The organism is Micromonospora sp. NPDC005252 (assembly GCF_042872475.1).
Classification (GTDB): domain Bacteria; phylum Actinomycetota; class Actinomycetes; order Mycobacteriales; family Micromonosporaceae; genus Micromonospora.
Genome location: NZ_JBIAKN010000003.1, coordinates 170573 through 187287 on the forward strand (window position 1 = coordinate 170573; position 16715 = coordinate 187287).

The 16715-nt window shown below is 71.8% G+C and carries 13 protein-coding genes; 9 read left to right on the top strand and 4 right to left on the bottom strand.

The window, feature by feature from the left end; all coding sequences use genetic code 11:
• Window positions 1–13: 13 nt before the first annotated feature.
• Window positions 14–1474 carry a CCA tRNA nucleotidyltransferase gene (locus ACFYPH_RS10365; RefSeq protein WP_387180792.1) on the bottom strand — a complete coding sequence of 487 codons (1461 nt, stop codon included), beginning with the start codon at window positions 1472–1474 and terminating at the stop codon, window positions 14–16.
• Window positions 1475–1600: 126 nt separating this feature from the next.
• Here ACFYPH_RS10365 and murJ point away from each other — a divergent pair, with 126 nt between their 5' ends.
• The 7 genes from murJ to ACFYPH_RS10400 all read left to right on the top strand — a co-directional run bounded on the left by murJ (window position 1601) and on the right by ACFYPH_RS10400 (window position 9969).
• Window positions 1601–3358: a murein biosynthesis integral membrane protein MurJ gene (gene murJ / locus ACFYPH_RS10370; RefSeq protein WP_355063356.1), complete on the top strand. Its 1758-nt coding sequence runs from the start codon at window positions 1601–1603 to the stop codon at window positions 3356–3358.
• A gap of 444 nt (window positions 3359–3802) precedes the next feature.
• Window positions 3803–5410 (top strand): protein kinase family protein, encoded by a 1608-nt coding sequence (locus ACFYPH_RS10375; RefSeq protein ID WP_355063354.1) that lies wholly within the window; start codon window positions 3803–3805, stop codon window positions 5408–5410.
• A gap of 43 nt (window positions 5411–5453) precedes the next feature.
• The gene (sigM, locus tag ACFYPH_RS10380) at window positions 5454–6158 is read left to right on the top strand and encodes an RNA polymerase sigma factor SigM (protein ID WP_354854816.1); all 705 of its coding nucleotides are present in this window, start codon (window positions 5454–5456) and stop codon (window positions 6156–6158) included.
• On the top strand, window positions 6155–7147 hold the full coding sequence (locus ACFYPH_RS10385) for a hypothetical protein (protein ID WP_387180797.1): 993 nt from the start codon (window positions 6155–6157) through the stop codon (window positions 7145–7147). Before sigM ends, ACFYPH_RS10385 begins: the two co-directional genes overlap by 4 nt.
• Window positions 7148–7330: 183 nt before the next feature.
• Window positions 7331–8281: a thioredoxin-disulfide reductase gene (trxB, locus tag ACFYPH_RS10390; RefSeq protein WP_354854819.1), complete on the top strand. Its 951-nt coding sequence runs from the start codon at window positions 7331–7333 to the stop codon at window positions 8279–8281.
• A gap of 31 nt (window positions 8282–8312) precedes the next feature.
• On the top strand, window positions 8313–8636 hold the full coding sequence (gene trxA / locus ACFYPH_RS10395; protein ID WP_007453873.1) for a thioredoxin: 324 nt from the start codon (window positions 8313–8315) through the stop codon (window positions 8634–8636).
• A 169-nt stretch (window positions 8637–8805) separates the two neighbouring features.
• Window positions 8806–9969 carry an N-acetylmuramoyl-L-alanine amidase gene (locus tag ACFYPH_RS10400; RefSeq protein ID WP_354854821.1) on the top strand — a complete coding sequence of 388 codons (1164 nt, stop codon included), beginning with the start codon at window positions 8806–8808 and terminating at the stop codon, window positions 9967–9969.
• An 11-nt stretch (window positions 9970–9980) separates the two neighbouring features.
• Here ACFYPH_RS10400 and ACFYPH_RS10405 read toward each other — a convergent pair whose 3' ends face one another.
• Window positions 9981–10646: a GNAT family N-acetyltransferase gene (locus ACFYPH_RS10405; RefSeq protein ID WP_234588686.1), complete on the bottom strand. Its 666-nt coding sequence runs from the start codon at window positions 10644–10646 to the stop codon at window positions 9981–9983.
• Window positions 10647–10931: 285 nt separating this feature from the next.
• Between ACFYPH_RS10405 and ACFYPH_RS10410 the strand changes: the two genes are divergently transcribed.
• Window positions 10932–12245, top strand: a complete 1314-nt coding sequence (locus ACFYPH_RS10410) for a PLP-dependent aminotransferase family protein (RefSeq protein ID WP_387180802.1) — start codon at window positions 10932–10934, stop codon at window positions 12243–12245.
• 7 nt (window positions 12246–12252) lie between these two features.
• Window positions 12253–13254, top strand: a complete 1002-nt coding sequence (locus ACFYPH_RS10415) for a D-alanine--D-alanine ligase (protein ID WP_354854826.1) — start codon at window positions 12253–12255, stop codon at window positions 13252–13254.
• A 92-nt stretch (window positions 13255–13346) separates the two neighbouring features.
• Here ACFYPH_RS10415 and ACFYPH_RS10420 read toward each other — a convergent pair whose 3' ends face one another.
• Together ACFYPH_RS10420 and ACFYPH_RS10425 are read right to left on the bottom strand one after the other, a co-directional pair.
• Entirely contained in the window at window positions 13347–14351 is a 1005-nt protein-coding gene (locus ACFYPH_RS10420) for a hypothetical protein (RefSeq protein ID WP_355133895.1), read from the bottom strand.
• A gap of 1312 nt (window positions 14352–15663) precedes the next feature.
• The gene (locus ACFYPH_RS10425) at window positions 15664–16692 is read right to left on the bottom strand and encodes a ParB/RepB/Spo0J family partition protein (RefSeq protein WP_355063346.1); all 1029 of its coding nucleotides are present in this window, start codon (window positions 16690–16692) and stop codon (window positions 15664–15666) included.
• Window positions 16693–16715 lie beyond the last annotated feature (23 nt).

Consider the following 16715-nt stretch of genomic DNA (forward strand, 5'->3'; position numbering starts at 1 on the left):
GCGCCAGCCAACGTCAGGGGATCAGGCCTTCGGCGCGGGCCCAGCGCAGCAGCTCGGCCTCGGCGGCGTCGCGGTCCAGCGGGCCGTGCTCCAGGCGCTGTTCCTTGAGGTGCTTCCAGGCCCGCCCCACGACCGGCCCCGGCGGTACGCCGAGCAGCTCCATGATCGCGTTGCCGTCCAGGTCGGGGCGAACCCGGGCCAGGTCCTCCTCGGCGGCGATCCGGGCGATCCGGTCTTCCAACGCGTCGTAGTCGGCGGCGAGCTGGGCGGCCTTGCGCCGGTTGCGGGTGGTGCAGTCGGAGCGGGTCAGCTTATGTAGCCGGGGCAGCAGGTCACCGGCGTCGGCGACGTAGCGGCGCACCGCCGAGTCGGTCCACTCGCCCCGCCCGTACCCGTAGAAACGCAGGTGCAGCGCGACAAGCGCGGTCACCTTCGCGGTGATCTCCTTGGGGTAGCGCAGGGCCTTCATCCGGGCCTTGGTCAGCCGCGCGCCCACCACCTCGTGGTGGTGGAAGCTGACCCGGCCGTCGGGCCCGACGGACTTGGTCGCCGGCTTGCCCACGTCGTGCATGAGGGCGGCCATCCGCAGGATGAAGTCGCAGCCGTCCTCCTCGAAGGAGACCGCGTTCTCGACGACCGTCAGCGTGTGCTCGTAGACGTCCTTGTGCTGGGCGTGCTCGTCGATCTCCAGCTTCAGGCCGGTCAGCTCCGGCAGGAACCGCTCGGCCAGCCCGGTGTCGACCAGCAGCCGCAGCCCGGTGATCGGGTCGGCGCCGCAGAGCAGCTTGGTGAACTCGTCCCGCACCCGCTCGGCCGTGATCCGGTCCAGGTCGGCGGCCATCTCGGTCATCGCCGCGTGCACGTCCGAGTGCACGGCGAAGCGCAGTTGAGCGGCGAACCGGGCCGCCCGCAGCATCCGCAGGGGGTCGTCGCCGAACGACTCACGCGGGGTGCTCGGCGTACGGATGACCTTGGCCGAGAGATCGTCCAGCCCGCCGTGTGGATCGGTGAAGCGGTGGTCCGGCAGGCTGACCGCCATCGCGTTGATGGTGAAGTCACGCCGCTTCAGGTCCTCGTCGAGGCTGGTGCCGTACACCACCACCGGGTTGCGGCTGACCTGGTCGTACGACTCGGCGCGGAAGGTGGTGATCTCCAGTCGGAGGCCGTCGCGCTGAGCGCCGATGGTGCCGAACTCCCGGCCGGTCTCCCAGATCGACTCGGCCCAGCCCTTGATGATCCGCAGCGTCTCGTCGGGGTGGGCGTCGGTGCAGAAATCCAGGTCGTCGCCGAGCCGGCCGAGCAGGGCGTCCCGCACCGAACCGCCCACCAGGTGCAGCTCGTGACCGGCGCGGACGAAGCGGCGGCCCAACTCGTCGGCGACCGGAGAGACCCGGAGTAGTTCGGCGACGGCGTTGCGCTGCGCGGCGGTGAGTTCGCGGCGGTCGGCGGCGTGAGGAGCGGAGGCTTCGGACATGGGATCGCCAGCTTATCGGGCCGGGGTGTGATCCGATCCGCCGGGCGCGGGTATCGGGCAGGGGTTGACTATGGTCTGTGACGTGCGGGTCGGCGCCCGGCTCGACGTACCCCTGGGAGGCTGGAGATGAGCGGCGGGCTCTACCGCAGCGCGAACGCCGCGCAGGACGGCGGTGCGGGAGCCAACGTCCGCCCCTCCGACGGCGCCACGTTCATTTCGGCCGAGCCACTGAACCAGCCGGCCATGGAGTCGACCGCCCCACCGCAGGAGCAGGTGGGCGAGGCGAGCGCCGCGACCAACAGCGCGGTGATGGCGGTCGGCAGCCTGGTCAGCCGGGGTACGGGCTTCCTGCGCAACCTGGTCATCGCGGCGGCGCTCGGCGGCGCGCTGGTCGGTGACGCGTACACCACCGCGCAGATCCTGCCCGGGATGGTCTACGAGTTCCTGCTCGGCGGCGTGCTCACCAGCGTGTTGATTCCGGTGCTGGTGCGTCGCCGCAAGGTCGACGTCGACGGCGGCCAGGCGTACGCCCAACGGCTGCTCACCCTGGCGGTGCTCGCCCTCGGCGTCGCGGCGCTGCTCGCGGTCGCCTTCGCCTCGACGCTGACGTGGCTCTACGGCAGCGGCCCGGCGAGTGGCGATTATTCGCAGCTGGTCACTGGGCTGGCCCGTCTCATGCTGCCGATGATCTTCTTCTCCGGACTGAGCGCGCTGATCAGCGCGGTGCTCAACACCCGGGGGCACTTCGCCGCGCCGATGTGGGCGCCGATCCTGAACAACCTCGTGGTGATCGGGACGGCGGGTCTCTACATCGCCGTGTTCGGCGCGGAGATCGTCCGCCCGGAGGAGATGACCACCGGGCGGATCCTGCTGATCGGCGGCGGCACCCTGCTCGGCGTCGCGGTCCAGGCGGCGGGTCTGCTGCCGGCGCTGCGCAAGGTCGGCTTCCGCTGGAAGCTGCGCTTCGACTTCCGCGCGCTCGGCCTACGCGAGCTGGGCCGACTCGGGGCGTGGATGATCTGCTACGTCGCCGTGAGCCAGGTCGGCCTCATCGTGCTGTTCAACCTGCTGAACCGGGCCGGCAAGGAGAACGCCGCCGGCCCGCTGATCTACAACAACGTCTTCCTGCTGCTGATGACCGCACACGGGATCATCGCCGTCTCGATCATCACCGCGCTGATGCCCCGGATGAGCGCCGCCGCCGCCGACGGCCGGTACGCCGACGTCGCCGCCGACCTGTCGCGCGGCACCCGCACGGTCACGGCGGTGCTCGCCCCGATCGCGGTCTGCTACGCCGTCCTCGCCACTCCGATCGCGTTCACGCTGTTCCGGTTCGGCGCGTTCAACGAAAACAACGCCACCGCCACCTCCGTCGTGCTGCTCGCCGCCGCGCTGGCGCTGGTTCCGTTCGCGGTGAGCCAGCTCTTCACCTTCGCCTTCTACGCCCTGCCGGACACCCGCACCCCCGCGCTGATCAACATTCCGGTGGTGGCGCTGCGGATCGGCGTGCAGATCGTGCTCTTCGTGGCGTTCTCCGCCAGCTTCGCCGGCGCCGGGATGATGATCGGCAACGCGGTCTCCTACCTGGCGGCGGCGGTCGGCTCCGCCTGGCTGCTGCGCCCCCGGGTCGGGCGCATCGGCCTCGGGGAGATCATGCGTACCGGCGGTCGGGTCCTGGTCGCGTCACTCGGCGCGGGGCTGGTCGGCCTGCTCGTGGTCAAGCTGTTGCCTGGCGACGACACGCCGACCCGTCTGGAGGCCATCGTCCAGCTCGTGATCGGTGGCGCGGTGATCGGTGGGACGTACCTCGGTCTCGCCATGGTGCTGCGGATCGGGGAGATCACCGAGGTGGTCGGCATGGTCCGCCGCCGCCTCGGTCGCTGACCGCAAGGATCCGGGCACCGAAAGTCGTAGCCACACGGAACGTGACCACGGATCACCAGGCTGGGGATGCACCTGTGGATAACTCCGCGATTCGCCGGTCAACAACCGGATCGACCTGTGGATAACCAACCGTACGGCTGAGCGTGGTCGCCCGATCGGCGGGAACAGGCGGTTGGCGAGGTCACCACGCCAGGCCCGGCCCCGGCGTCGGTCACTTGCGGTGAAGCCGTAGATTGGCTAGTACATGTGCCAGCAACGTGGCTGACAACGGTCGTAACCGGACGACTTCCCCGACTCCCGGCACCCCGCCGGGTACGGCAAGAAGATGACATGTCGGGGAGACGGGCAACCCGGGTAAGGTCGCTCTCGACGGGTACGGCAGGCGCCGACGCTGCGCGTCGACACCGGTTGGCCGGTTCCTTCGACGGCAGAGCGGGAAGCCACATGCCCAGCAGTGCGGGTCCATCGATCGACACGATCACCGAGGGAGGACGGGTGACCCAGGTCGGCGAGGGTCAGGAGGCGGACGAGAGCGCTCCTCCGGTCATGACCTTCGGTGCTCCCACGGCCGGTGAAATCCTCGCCGAACGTTACGAGCTGGTCGAGCACATCAACAACGACAGCGCGGGTCGGCTGGTATGGCGGGGAGTCGACGTCATCCTGCGCCGCCCCGTCGCGGTGGTGCTGCGCTACCCGGGTGGCGACTCCGCCACCGAGATGCTCCAGGCCGCTGTCGCGGCCAGCCGCGTCATCCACCCCAACCTGGTCGGCGTCTACGACGCGATCGACGAGGCCGAGCGGGCGTACGTGGTCCGTGAGTGGGTGGACGGGCAGTCGTTGCGCGACCTGGCCGCCGATGGTCCGCTGGACCCGGCGCGGGCCACCGCGATCGGCAACGCCGTCGCCAGCGCGCTCGCCGCGGTGCACGCCACCGGGATGGTGCACGGCAACGTCCACCCCGGCACCGTGATGATCAGCGACGAGGGTCGCGTGGTCCTGGCCGACGCACGCACCGACGGTGACGACAGCCAGGAGAGTGACATCCGGGCGGTCGGCGGCGTCCTCTACTTCGCACTGACCGGTCACTGGCCGCACGCCGAGGCGCCGCTGCGCGGCGCCACCGCCGGCCATGGTCGGGCCGCCATCCCGGACGCGGTCCGGGACGCCGGGGGCGCCCTCGCGGCGCCCCGCCAGGTTCGGGCCGGGGTGCCCGCGTACCTGGACGACCTGACCATGGATCTGCTCGACGCCGAGATCGCTCCGCCGTCGTCCGACGTGCTGGCGGCCGAGTTGGCCCGGCTGGACGTGCCCGCCGAGGAGGAGCACTACCTCGACAACGGCGGGCCGCTGCGGTTCGCCGCCGACACCGAGGACGAGCCGTCGCCGCTGGCCGCGGCCGGTGGTCGCAAGGTCGCCATCGGCATCGCCGGCCTGCTGGCGGTCGCCCTGGTCGGTCTGCTCATCGGCATCAGCGCGCTGGGCGGCGACGACAAGGACCCGCAGAACAGCGCCGGGGCCACGCCCACCGCCAGCGCTCCGGCCGGCGAGGCCACCCCGGCCGCCGCCACGGTCCGCAACCTCGGCGTGCAGGGCATCCGGATCATCGACCCGGACAGCAGCAAGCGCGACGAACTCGGCGGCGCCGACAAGATCATCGACGGCGACAACGACAAGGGTTGGGAGACCGACCGCTATCCGAACGCCACGTACGGGAACCTCAAGGCCGGCATGGGTGTCTGGCTGGACCTGGGCTCGCCGCACACGGTGAAGTCGGTGCAGGCCGTGCTCTCCGGTCGAGGCGCCACCGCGAAGCTGCTCGCCGGCACGTCCGGCTACCCGTCGACCTCCAACGGCGACAAGCAGATGGTGGCGAACTACAAGACCGAGATCGGTGTCCTGAAGGAGCACGACGGCACCACGATGACCTTCAACGGCTTCAACGCCGACGAGAAGTACCGCTACCTGCTGCTCTGGTTCACCGAGCTGCCGGCCATCGGCGACGAGGACGGCTTCCGGCTCGGCGTGCAGGAGATTACGGTCCAGGGTTCGTGATCCGGCCAGCACGACCCGGGCACCGCATCCGCTGGACGTGGTGATGGACGGGCGCGACGCGGCAACGGACCTCGAGCTGCTGCGCGCCCACGTCGCCGGTGACCGGGACGCCTTCGCGGTGCTGTTCCACCGGCACCGCGACCGGCTCTGGGCGGTGGCCCTGCGGACGCTCGGTGACCGCGAGGAGGCCGCCGACGCCCTCCAGGACGCCCTGCTGTCGGCACACCGGGCGGCCGGCCGATTCCGTGGCGACTCCGCCGTCACCACGTGGCTGCACCGCATCGTGGTGAACGCGTGCCTGGACCGGATCCGACGCCGGCAGGCACACCCCACCGTTCCACTGCCCGACGGCAACCGGTCCGGCGACGGATCGGGCACCGGCGGGGTCGAGCCGGCCGCGCCGGCGCAGGACCATGACACGGCGCTGGTCGTCCGCGCCGCGCTCGCCGCGCTGCCGATCGAGCAGCGGGCCGCCCTGGTGCTGGTGGACGTGCAGGGCTACCCGGTGGCCGAGGTGGCCCGCATCCTCGGTGTCGCCGAGGGGACGGTGAAGAGCCGCTGTGCCCGGGGTCGGGCACGGTTGGCGGTGCTGCTCGGGCATCTGCGGCCGGCGACGCCATCGCAGCCGGTCCCGGCCGGCCGGAACGCGGACGTGCCCGGCGTCACGCCGGGGAACCCGCGCCCGGCCGAGGGCGTCGGATCGGGGTCGGTTCGGTACCGGCAGGACACCAGCCAGGAGGACGCGTGACGAACGAGGGGTTCAGGGAGGTCGACACCGACCTGCTCGCTGACTACCTCGGCGGCGCGTTGGACGGCACACCACAGCAAGCCCAGATCGCCCGGCTGGTCGACGCGGACCCGGCCTGGGCCGAGGCGTACGCGCTGCTGGCTCCCGCGGTGACGCAGGTCCGCGCCGAGCTGGCCCGCTGGGCCGAGCCCTCCCCGGAGCTGCCCCCGGCCGTCGCCGAACGGATCGCCGCCGCGCTGGCCGCGGCCGACACCCCGACGGACGACGCCTCGGCCACCCTCACCGGCGCCACCGGGTCGCCCGAGCCGGGTGCTCCCGCGACGCCGGTCAGTGTCCCGGCACAGGGCGGGCGTCGCCCCGGCGGCCCGTCGCCGACCGAGTCGGGTCGCGGCAGAGCCACCGGCCCGGGTCGCCGGCAGCGCCGCTGGGCTCGGACCGCCGCTCCGGTGGCCGCCGCGGCGGTCGCCGTCGTCGCGGTCGGTCTGGGCCTGCACCAACTCTCGACGAACACCACGGACAGCGGTGCCATGGACCGTCCGGCGAGCGCACCCGATGTTGCGGCAGCGGCCGGGGCAGCCCGCACCTCCGGGCCGGCGTTGCACAGCGGAACCGACTACACCCCGCAGACCCTCGGCCAGACAGCGACCACACGGCCGTCGCCGCTGCTGGGGGACAGCAGCGGCGGCCCCCGCGAGCAGCACGGGGTGGACGCCGAAGGGGGTCGACGGCCCGCCCCCGACGGGTCGGACCAGCTGGCTCGGCTGAGCGGCGAGGCGGCGTTGACCGACTGCCTGTCGGCAGTGGCGGCGGAGCACGGCTCGGCCCCGCTGGTCGTCGAAGTGATCGACTACGCGCGGTTCCAGGGCGAGCAGGCGCTGGTGATCCGGTTCACCGACGCGACCGGGGCCCGCTGGGCCTGGGTGAGCGGCCCCGAGTGTGGCGTACCCGGGTCCGGCTCGGACAGCCGGTATTCGGCGCGGGTAGGGTGAATCCGCGGTCGTCGGTGCGATGAGCGTCCACGTGACCTGACCCACGCCGATACCCGGCTCGGGAATCCCCGCTTCGTACGATGACGTTCTGGAAGTCAGCTGCCGGCACCCCCCAGGCGTCGGCACTCGGATCAGCATCGGTGCGCGCGCCGACGCCGAACACACACAACTCGGGAGACGGCAGTGGACGAGGTCCGCAACCTGATCATCATCGGCTCCGGCCCGGCCGGTTACACGGCTGCGGTCTATGCGGCGCGCGCCAACCTGAAGCCGCTGATCATTGAGGGCGTGCAGTCCGGTGGCGCGCTGATGACCACGACCGAGGTGGAAAACTTCCCCGGCTTCGCCGACGGCATCCTCGGCCCCGAGCTGATGGACAACATGCGCAAGCAGGCCGAGCGGTTCGGCGCCGAGTTCCTCACCGACGACGTGACCCGGGTCGAGCTGGTCGACACCGGCGACTCCGGCGCCGGCGCGGTGAGCACCGTGTGGGTCGGCGAGACGGCCTACCGGGCCCGCTCGGTCATCCTCTCCACCGGTTCGGCCTGGCGTCCGCTGGGTGTGCCGGGTGAGCAGGAATACCTCGGTCACGGTGTCTCCTCGTGTGCCACCTGTGACGGCTTCTTCTTCCGCAACCAGCACATCGTCGTCGTCGGCGGTGGTGACTCGGCGATGGAGGAGGCCAGCTTCCTCACCCGCTTCGCCGACTCGGTGACCATCATCCACCGGCGCGACTCGTTCCGGGCCAGCAAGATCATGGCCGACCGGGCGCTGAGCAACGAGAAGATCAAGGTCGAGTGGAACAGCACCGTCGAAGAGGTCCTGGGCGCCGACGGCAAGGTCACCGGCGTACGGGTCCGCAACGTGCACACCGGCGAGACCAAGGTGCTGGACGTGACCGGTGTGTTCGTGGCCATCGGTCACGACCCGCGCAGTGAGCTCTTCCAGGGCCAGGTCGAGCTGGACGACGAGGGTTACGTGAAGGTCCAGGCCCCCAGCACCCGGACGAGCGTGCCCGGCGTCTTCGCCGCCGGTGACGTGGTCGACCACACCTACCGCCAGGCGATCACCGCGGCCGGCACCGGCTGCGCCGCCGCGCTCGACGCCGAGCGGTTCATCGCGACGCTCAGCTGAAACAGGAAACACATCCCGGAGGAGGGCAATAGTGGGAAATACCAAGGCGGTCACGGACGCGAGCTTCGTCGCTGACGTGCTGCAGGCCGACAAGCCGGTGCTGGTGGACTTCTGGGCCGAGTGGTGCGGGCCGTGCCGCAAGGTGTCGCCGCTGCTCGAGGAGATCGCGGGCGAGATGGGCGACCAGGTCACCATCGTCAAGCTCAACATCGACGAGAACCCGGAGACCGCCCGCGCCTACCGGGTCATGTCGGTACCGACCCTCACCGTCTTCAAGAACGGCCAGCCCGTGCAGTCGATCGCCGGCGCCAAGCCGAAGGGCGAGCTGGTCCGGCTCATCGAGTCGGCCCTCTGATCCGCAGAGACACCACCGAACCCCGTACCCGCCCGTCGGGTGCGGGGTTCGCTGTCTCCCGGCCGGCACGAACGGCGTTTTTCCAGGCCGAGCCACCTGGTCGCCCCGGAACGCATAACCTCAAGCCGGGGCCGCCCGGCCAGCCAGATTCGTGCAGAGGGGGTCGTGCGTGCGTCCGATCCGAGCCGGAGACCGGGGACCCGCGGTCACGGAGATCCGTACCATCCTCACCGGCCTCGACCTGCTCGCCGCCGCCGGTCCGCACACCGACGAGTTCGACCTGGACACGGAACGCGCGGTCCGGGCGTTCCAGCAGTCCCGTGGGCTCAGCGTGGACGGCCGGGTCGGCTCGGAGACCTGGGGGGCGCTGGACGCCGCCCGCTGGCGGCTCGGCGCCCGCACCCTCTATCACGCGATCCCCGAGCCGCTCACCGGCGAGGACGTCCGGTCGCTGCAGGAACGACTGCTGGAGATGGGGTACGACGTCGGCCGCGCCGACGCCATCTACGGCATCCGGACCTCCCGTGCGGTGGCGCAGTTCCAGCGCGAGGTCGGGCTCACCCCCGACGGCTCCTGCGGGCCGCACACCATGGACGCGCTGCGCCGGATCGGTCGCAAGGTCGTCGGCGGCCGCCCCCAGTGGCTTCGCGAGTCCGACGCGATCCGCCAGTCCGGGCCGGCGCTGGTCGGCAAGACGGTGGTCATCGACCCCGGCCACGGTGGCACCGACCCGGGCATGGTGGTGCCGGACGGGCCGCTGCGCTGGACGGAGGCGGATCTCGTACACGACCTGGCGAGCAGGCTGGAGGGGCGGCTCGCCGCGTCCGGGGTGCGGGTTCAGCTCACCCGCGGTCCCGCGCCCGACACGTGCCTGCCGGACACCGACCGGGCGCTGCTGGCGAATTCGCTCGGCGCCGACGTCTTCATCTCGCTGCACCTGGACGGGCACGCCAATCCGGACGCGGACGGGGTGGCGACGTACCACTACGGCACCGACAACGGGGTGACGTCGGCGACCGGTGAGCGGCTGGCCGGGTTGGTGCAGCGGGAGATCGTGGCGCGGACCGGGCTGCGGGACTGCCGTACGCACGCCAAGGCGTGGGACCTGCTGCGGCTGACGCGGATGCCGGCGGTCCGGGTCGAGGTCGGCTACCTCACCTCACCCGTGGACCGCGCCCGGCTCGTCGACCCCCGGTTTCGGGACCGGGTGGTGGAGGCGATCGTGGCCGCGGTGCAGCGGATGTACTACCCGATCGAACGGGACGTGCCGACCGGCTCCCTCGACGTCAGCGAGCTGCGGGCGGTGGTGACCGCCGGCACGGTGGTCGACTGACGGCGAGCGCGTCAGCCGCTGGTGGAGCGGGTGGCCGGGGCGGGCCGGACCGGCCGGAGCAGGGTCTCCGGGCTCATCGACCCGAGCAGCTTCTCCAGGGCGTACTCGACGTCGGACTTCCAGCTCAGCGCCGTGCGCAGCTCGAGGCGCAGCCGGGGAAACCGGGGATGCGGACGTACCGTCTTGAAGCCGACGGAGAGGAAGAAGTCGGCCGGTGCCACGCACCCGCCGGCCGGATCGTCCGCGTCACCGAACTTGGCGTCGCCGAACGCCTCGATCGCCTTGATCCCCCGCTTCGTCAGGTCCCGGGCGACGCCCTGCACCAACATGCGGCCCAACCCGCCGCCGGCGAACGCGGCGACCACGTTGGCGGTCATCAACAGGGCGGCGTCGGCGGAGACCGGCGACGTCGGGAAGGCCATCGAGCGGGGCACGTAGGCAGGCGGCGCGTACATCACGAAGCCCGCCGGCATGCCGTCGACGTACGCGAGCTTGCCGCAGGAGCCCCACTCCAGCAGGGTCTGGGAGACCCACGCCTCCTTCTCCAGGCCCGGGTCACCGGCGGCGCAGGCCCGGTCGGCCGAGACCGGATCCAGCTCCCAGTAGACGCACTGGCGGCAGGGGCGCGGAAGGTCCTCCAGCGTGTCGAGGGTCAGGCTGACCAGACGTCGCGACATATGGCGCATCCCCACAATAGGCTCGGTGGTGAGGCCGGCATGGAACGACAGCGCCGCCTTCCTGCCCCTGACGAGCGATCGTACGCCGCCGATCGACCGGACGGGAGGGGACGCGCAAATGCCCACCCCATCGGGGACGGTCCGCCATGTGGTCGATCCGTCCCGGCGCGGAGGCAGGCTGGCCTCGGCGGACTAGGATCGACAATCGGTGTCCCGTCCGCCATGGTCAGGAGCGTGCGGGGTACCCGGGGCGGGAGCCACCCGAGCTGCGATCGAGGTGAGGTCATGACCGGCACGACACTCGACGACTACACCGACCGGTACGCCCGGCGGGTACGCGGGATGACCGCCTCCGAGATCCGAGCACTCTTCGCGGTGGCCAGTCGACCCGAGGTCGTCTCCCTCGCCGGTGGCGCCCCGTACATCGCCGCGCTGCCGCTCGACGCGGTCGGCGAGATGCTGGGTCGGCTCGGCTCCGAGCACGGTGTGACCACCCTGCAGTACGGCATCGGGCAGGGCACCCTGGAGCTGCGCGAGCGGATCTGCGAGGTGATGTCCCTCTCCGGGATCGACGCCGCGTGCGGCGCCTCGCCCGAGGACGTGGTGGTCACGGTGGGCGGGCAGCAGGCGCTCGACCTGGTGGCCCGGCTCTTCCTCGACCCCGGTGACGTGGTGCTCGCGGAGGGCCCGACGTACGTCGGCGCGCTCGGGGTGTTCCAGGCCGCCCAGGCGCAGGTCGTGCACGTGCCGATGGACGCCGACGGGCTGATCCCCGAGGCGTTGGAGACGGCCATCGCCGACCTCGCCCGTGCCGGTCGGCGGGTCAAGTTCCTCTACACCATCCCCACCTACCAGAACCCGACCGGCGTGACGCTCAGCGAGGAGCGCCGGGAACGCGTGCTCGACATCTGCGAGCGCGCCGGCCTGCTCGTGATCGAGGACGACCCGTACGGCCAGCTGGGTTTCGAGGGTGAGGCCCCGGCACCGCTGCGGGCCCGGCGGCGCGACGGTGTCTTCTACCTCAGCACCTTCTCCAAGACGTTCGCGCCCGGCCTGCGGGTCGGTTGGATCCTCGCGCCCCACGCGGTCCGCGACAAGCTGGTCATCGCGAGCGAGGCGCAGATCCTCTGCCCCAGCGGCTACGCGCAGGCCGCCGTGGCGACCTACCTCGGCACCATGCCGTGGCGGCAACAGCTCAAGGTCTACCGCGAGGTCTACCGCGAACGCCGCGACGCAATGCTCGACGCGCTGGCCGATCTGATGCCGGAGGGCACCAGCTGGACGACCCCGGCCGGTGGCCTCTTCGTCTGGGCCACCCTGCCGGACGGGCTCGATTCGAAGGCCATGATGCCGCGCGCCATCGCCGCCCGGGTCGCCTACGTGCCCGGCACCGGCTTCTACGCCGACGGCACGGGCACCGGCGCCATGCGACTGAACTTCAGCTTCCCGCCCCCGGAGCGGATCCGCGAAGGCGTCCGCCGACTGGCCGGCGTCATGGAGCAGGAGATCGCGACGCGCCGCGTCTTCGGCGCCGTGGGCGGTGCCGCCGGCCGGCGGGGCCGGCCCGGCTCCGACGTGCCGGGTCCCGACTTGGCATGATGCCGGCATGGGTACGACCGCTGCCGAGCGCTTCTCCGTGACCGATTCCGCCGTCGCGGCCGACCTGCGTGTGCTGGTGCTCGCCGGCGGGCTCTCCTACGAACGGGACGTGTCGTTGCGCTCCGGTCGTCGGGTGCTCGACGCTCTGCGTGCCGTGGGCGTCGAGGCCGAGCTGCGGGATGCCGACGTGGCACTCCTGCCCGCCCTCGCGGCCGACCCGCCGGACGCGGTCGTGATCGCCCTGCACGGCGCGACCGGGGAGGACGGCTCGCTGCGGGGAGTGCTGGACCTGTGCGGCATCCCGTACGTCGGCTGCGACGCCCGGGCCTCCCGGCTCGCCTGGGACAAGCCCTCCGCGAAGGCGGTCCTGCGCGAGGCGGGCATCCCCACGCCGGACTGGGTGGCCCTGCCGCACGACCGCTTCTCCGAACTGGGCGCGGTCGCCGTGCTGGACCGGATCGCCGACCGGCTCGGTCTTCCGCTCATGGTCAAGCCGACGCAGGGCGGCTCGGGTCTGGGCGCCGCGGTGGTCCGGGACGCCGCGTCACTTCCGGCCGCGATGGTCGGTTGCTTCGCGTACGACTCGACGGCACTGGTGGAGCGGTACGTGCCCGGCATGGACGTGGCGGTCTCCGTGATCGACCTCGGGGACGGCCCGCAGGCGCTGCCGCCGGTGGAGATCGTGCCGCGTAACGGCGTGTACGACTACGCCGCCCGCTATACCGCCGGTCGGACCACGTGGCACGCTCCGGCCCGGCTGGAGCCGGAGGTGGCCGCCTCGGTGGCCGAGGTCGCTCTCGCCGCGCACACCGCGCTCGGTCTGCGGGACCTGTCCCGGGTCGACGTGATCGTGGACGCCGCCGGCCAGCCGCACGTGTTGGAGGTCAACGTCTCGCCCGGCATGACGGAGACGTCGCTGCTGCCGCTGGCCGTCCAGGCCGCCGGCCTGGACTTCGGCCGCCTCCTCGGCTCGCTGGTGACCCGGGCCGCCGCCCGCCGCACGGCCTGACCCTGACCTCGACCCATCGCACTCCCGCCGGCCGTGCGGTCGGCGGGTGCCGCATCCGCGGACCTCTCGCCAACCCACGGCCGAACCGGCGGTCAGCGTGGCGCGCGTACGTCGGGTGGGATGCGCCCGTCGTCGGTGACGATGGTGGGGGCGCTGCGGGGGGACGGAATGACCGGGCCGCGTTGATCGCCTGTCGACTCGGGGGCGTCTTCGGGCGCCTTCGCGGATTCGGCCACGGCTTCGGGAGTCGAGCTGTCGGAGTGCGTCGACGCGGCAGCGTCCGCTGCCGTGGCGCCGGTTACCGTGGCGCCGGGGGACGCGGCCCCCGGGCTGGTGTCCAGGGCCGGGGTCTTCGGGCCGCCGTCCCCGTCAGCGCCAGGGTCGGGGGCGTCGGCGTCGCTCTCGACTGCTGGCTCCGGGATCTCCTCGGCCGCCTCGATGACCGACACGACCTCCTCCTGGGCGGCTGCGGCATGGGCAGCCGCCGCAGCGGACTGGGCCAGCAGGCTCGACGGCGCCTGCCACTGGATGCGGGGCGGCTCGGCCAGCGGCCGGCCACCGAACTCGGCGAGCCAGGCAGCGACGAGCGCCAGATTTTCCCGCCACTGCGCCTCGGAGATCGGCGGCAGGATCGAATCCCACAGGGACAGGAAGGTCCCTCGCAACTGAAGCCGGCCGTACGGTCGAGCCAGGAACCACATGTGCAGGTGGGCGGAGCCGTCGCCCCACCGGTTGACGTGCACCCGCGCCACGCCGTCCAGAGACCGGATGGCCCGCTCCAGACGTACGGTCATCACGCCCAGCTCGGCGGCGAGCAGATTCGGCAGGTCACCCAGGTCGAGGTGGGTCCGCGATTCCAGGATGAGCACCATCGGCAGGCCGGTCGGCCGGTCCATGGCGCGGACCCGCCACCGTTCTCCCACCCAGATGTAGGCGTCGTCCGGCGCGTTGCAGGCGGTGCATTCCCGGAGGCCCTCGCCCTTGCGTGGCGGTTCGACCGGGACCGGGTCGTCGAGCTGCTTCACGCGGAGGTCACCCTCGAAGGGAAATGAGGGCCACTGGGTGAAGTCCGGGACTGAGGGAGGGGTGTCGTGCACGACGCTGACCCTAACCGAGTCTGGCACCGCTGTCCCCTACCTGTTCGACCGGTCCCGGCCCTCCCGATCAGCGTTCATCGTCGATCGCTGTTCCCGTCAGCGCTGACCGCCAGAGCGATATCCACAGGCTGCCGAGAACGTGAACACAGGCCGTCATCCACAGGCCGGCACCCGCTTTCACGCGGGGTTTCACGTGAAACGAGGGGTGCCTGTGGACAACGGGTGTGGATAACTTTTCGGCCCCTCAGTCGTTGCCGGCGTACCCCGTCGTCGCCGTGTTGGTACCGGGCGGCACCGAGGTCGCCTCGCCCGGAGGGTTGGGGCCTTGGCGGTGTGCCATGTGCCGGCGGGGCCGGTGCTTGCGTGGTCGCCGTTTCACGTGAAACGGGTGGCTCTGGCTCAGCCCCGCGACGGACGCCCTTCAGGGCAGACGAGCAGGTGCCCCTTGCGGCCCCTCAGTGAGCCGCTGCCGTCCCGAGGGCGGAGAGGGGTGCCTCGGGTCGACCCGGTGCCCTGCGAACGCCCCTCGGCGCTCGTGTAGGTCATCCGCCATCCGGTCTGCCCTCGCGGGTCTCGCGCGCCGTGGGCTGGTCGGTTCCGTGCTCTGCTCCAGCTGACTCGGTGCTGCTGTCCTCGCTGACTCTGCACGGCTGAACCCGCACGGACATCGCGCGACCGTCGGCGCTCACTCCGCGCCACGCTCGCCAGCTTCGCGAGCGTGGGCCCACACTGGCTTCGCGGTCGACCCACGCTGCGCTTCGCGCAGCCGGCGCTCGGCCTCTCGGGCCCGTCGACTCCCCAGGATCCGACAGCGCCCCGTCGAGGGACCGGCCGTCCCGGCCCAGATCTGGCACCGCGCCACCGAGGGCCGACCGTCCCGCCGCAGTTCTGGCGCCGCGCCGCCCAGGGGTCGACCATCTCGGTCTAGGTCTGGGCGCCGCGCCACCGAGGGCCGACCGTCCCGGCCTGGATCTGGCACCGCGCCGCCGAGGGGCCGACTATCGCGGCCCAGTCCTGGCACCGCGCCGCTGAGGCGTCGACCATCCCAGCCTAGGTACGGGCAGCGCGTCGCCGAGGGGTCGACCACTTCGACTTACCGAACTCTCGTGTGCCGCACCGAGATGGCACCGGTTCATGCGCTCGCCGCCAGGCACCTGCGGCCGAGCCGGCACCCGGGGCCGGGGGCTGGCCAGCCGAGAGCGAACAGGTTCTGACCGCTGAACGCGTGGTGCCGTTTCACGTGAAACGAGGACGGATGCGGAACGGCCGCGCACCCCGAGGGGACGCGCGGCCGTAATGGGAGACGGGACGCTCAGTCCTCCGTCTCTTCCTCCTCCTGCGGCACGCCGATGATGCCGACGATCCGCTCCAGGTCGTCCACCGTGGCGAACTCGATCGTGATCTTGCCCTTGCTCCGGCCGATGTCCACCTTCACCCGGGTGTCGAAGCGGTCCGACAGTCGATCGGCGAGATCCGACAGGGCGGGCGCGTGCGGCTTCGGTCGCCGCTTGGCGGCCTGGCCCTTCGCGGGGCCGTCGTTCAGGGTGAGAGCCACGATCTCCTCGGTCGCCCGCACCGACAGCCCTTCGGCCACGATGCGCAACGCCAACTGCTCCTGGGCCTCCGAGTCGTCGAGGCTCAACAGCGCGCGGGCGTGGCCGGCAGACAGGATGCCCGCGGCAACCCGGCGCTGCACCTGGGCCGGCAGGTTCAAGAGCCGGATCGTGTTGGAGATCTGCGGCCGGCTGCGGCCGATCCGGCGGGCCAACTCCTCGTGGGTGGCACCGAACTCCTCCAGCAACTGCTGGTACGCGGCGGCCTCTTCCAACGGGTTCAGGTTGGCCCGATGGATGTTCTCCAGCAGCGCGTCGCGGAGCATGGCGTCGTCGCGGGTGTCCCGGACGATCGCCGGGATGTTCTCCCGGCCCACCGCCTGGGCAGCCCGCCAACGGCGCTCGCCCATCACCAGCTCGTACTTCTCGTCGTCGAGCTGACGCACGACGATCGGCTGGAGGAAACCGACCTCCTGGATCGAGGTCTTCAGTTCCTCCAGCGCCTCCTCGTCGAAGACCTGGCGGGGCTGCTTCGGGTTCGGCACGATCGCGTCGACCGGGATCTCCGCGAACCGGGCACCCGGCACGGGACTGAGCGTGGGCTCGGGCTGGTGGACTGTCGACACGACGGGAGCCGTCGACTGGGTCCCGGCGGTCGCACCGTCGTCGACGTCAACGTGCCCGTTCTCCGGCTCGGCCGTCACGGTGCCGGCGGCACCCGGCACCGGCCCGGTCGGGATGAGCGCCCCCAGGCCCCGTCCCAGACCGCCCCGAGGACGGTTCTTCATGCCACGCCTCCCAGCGACTTGTC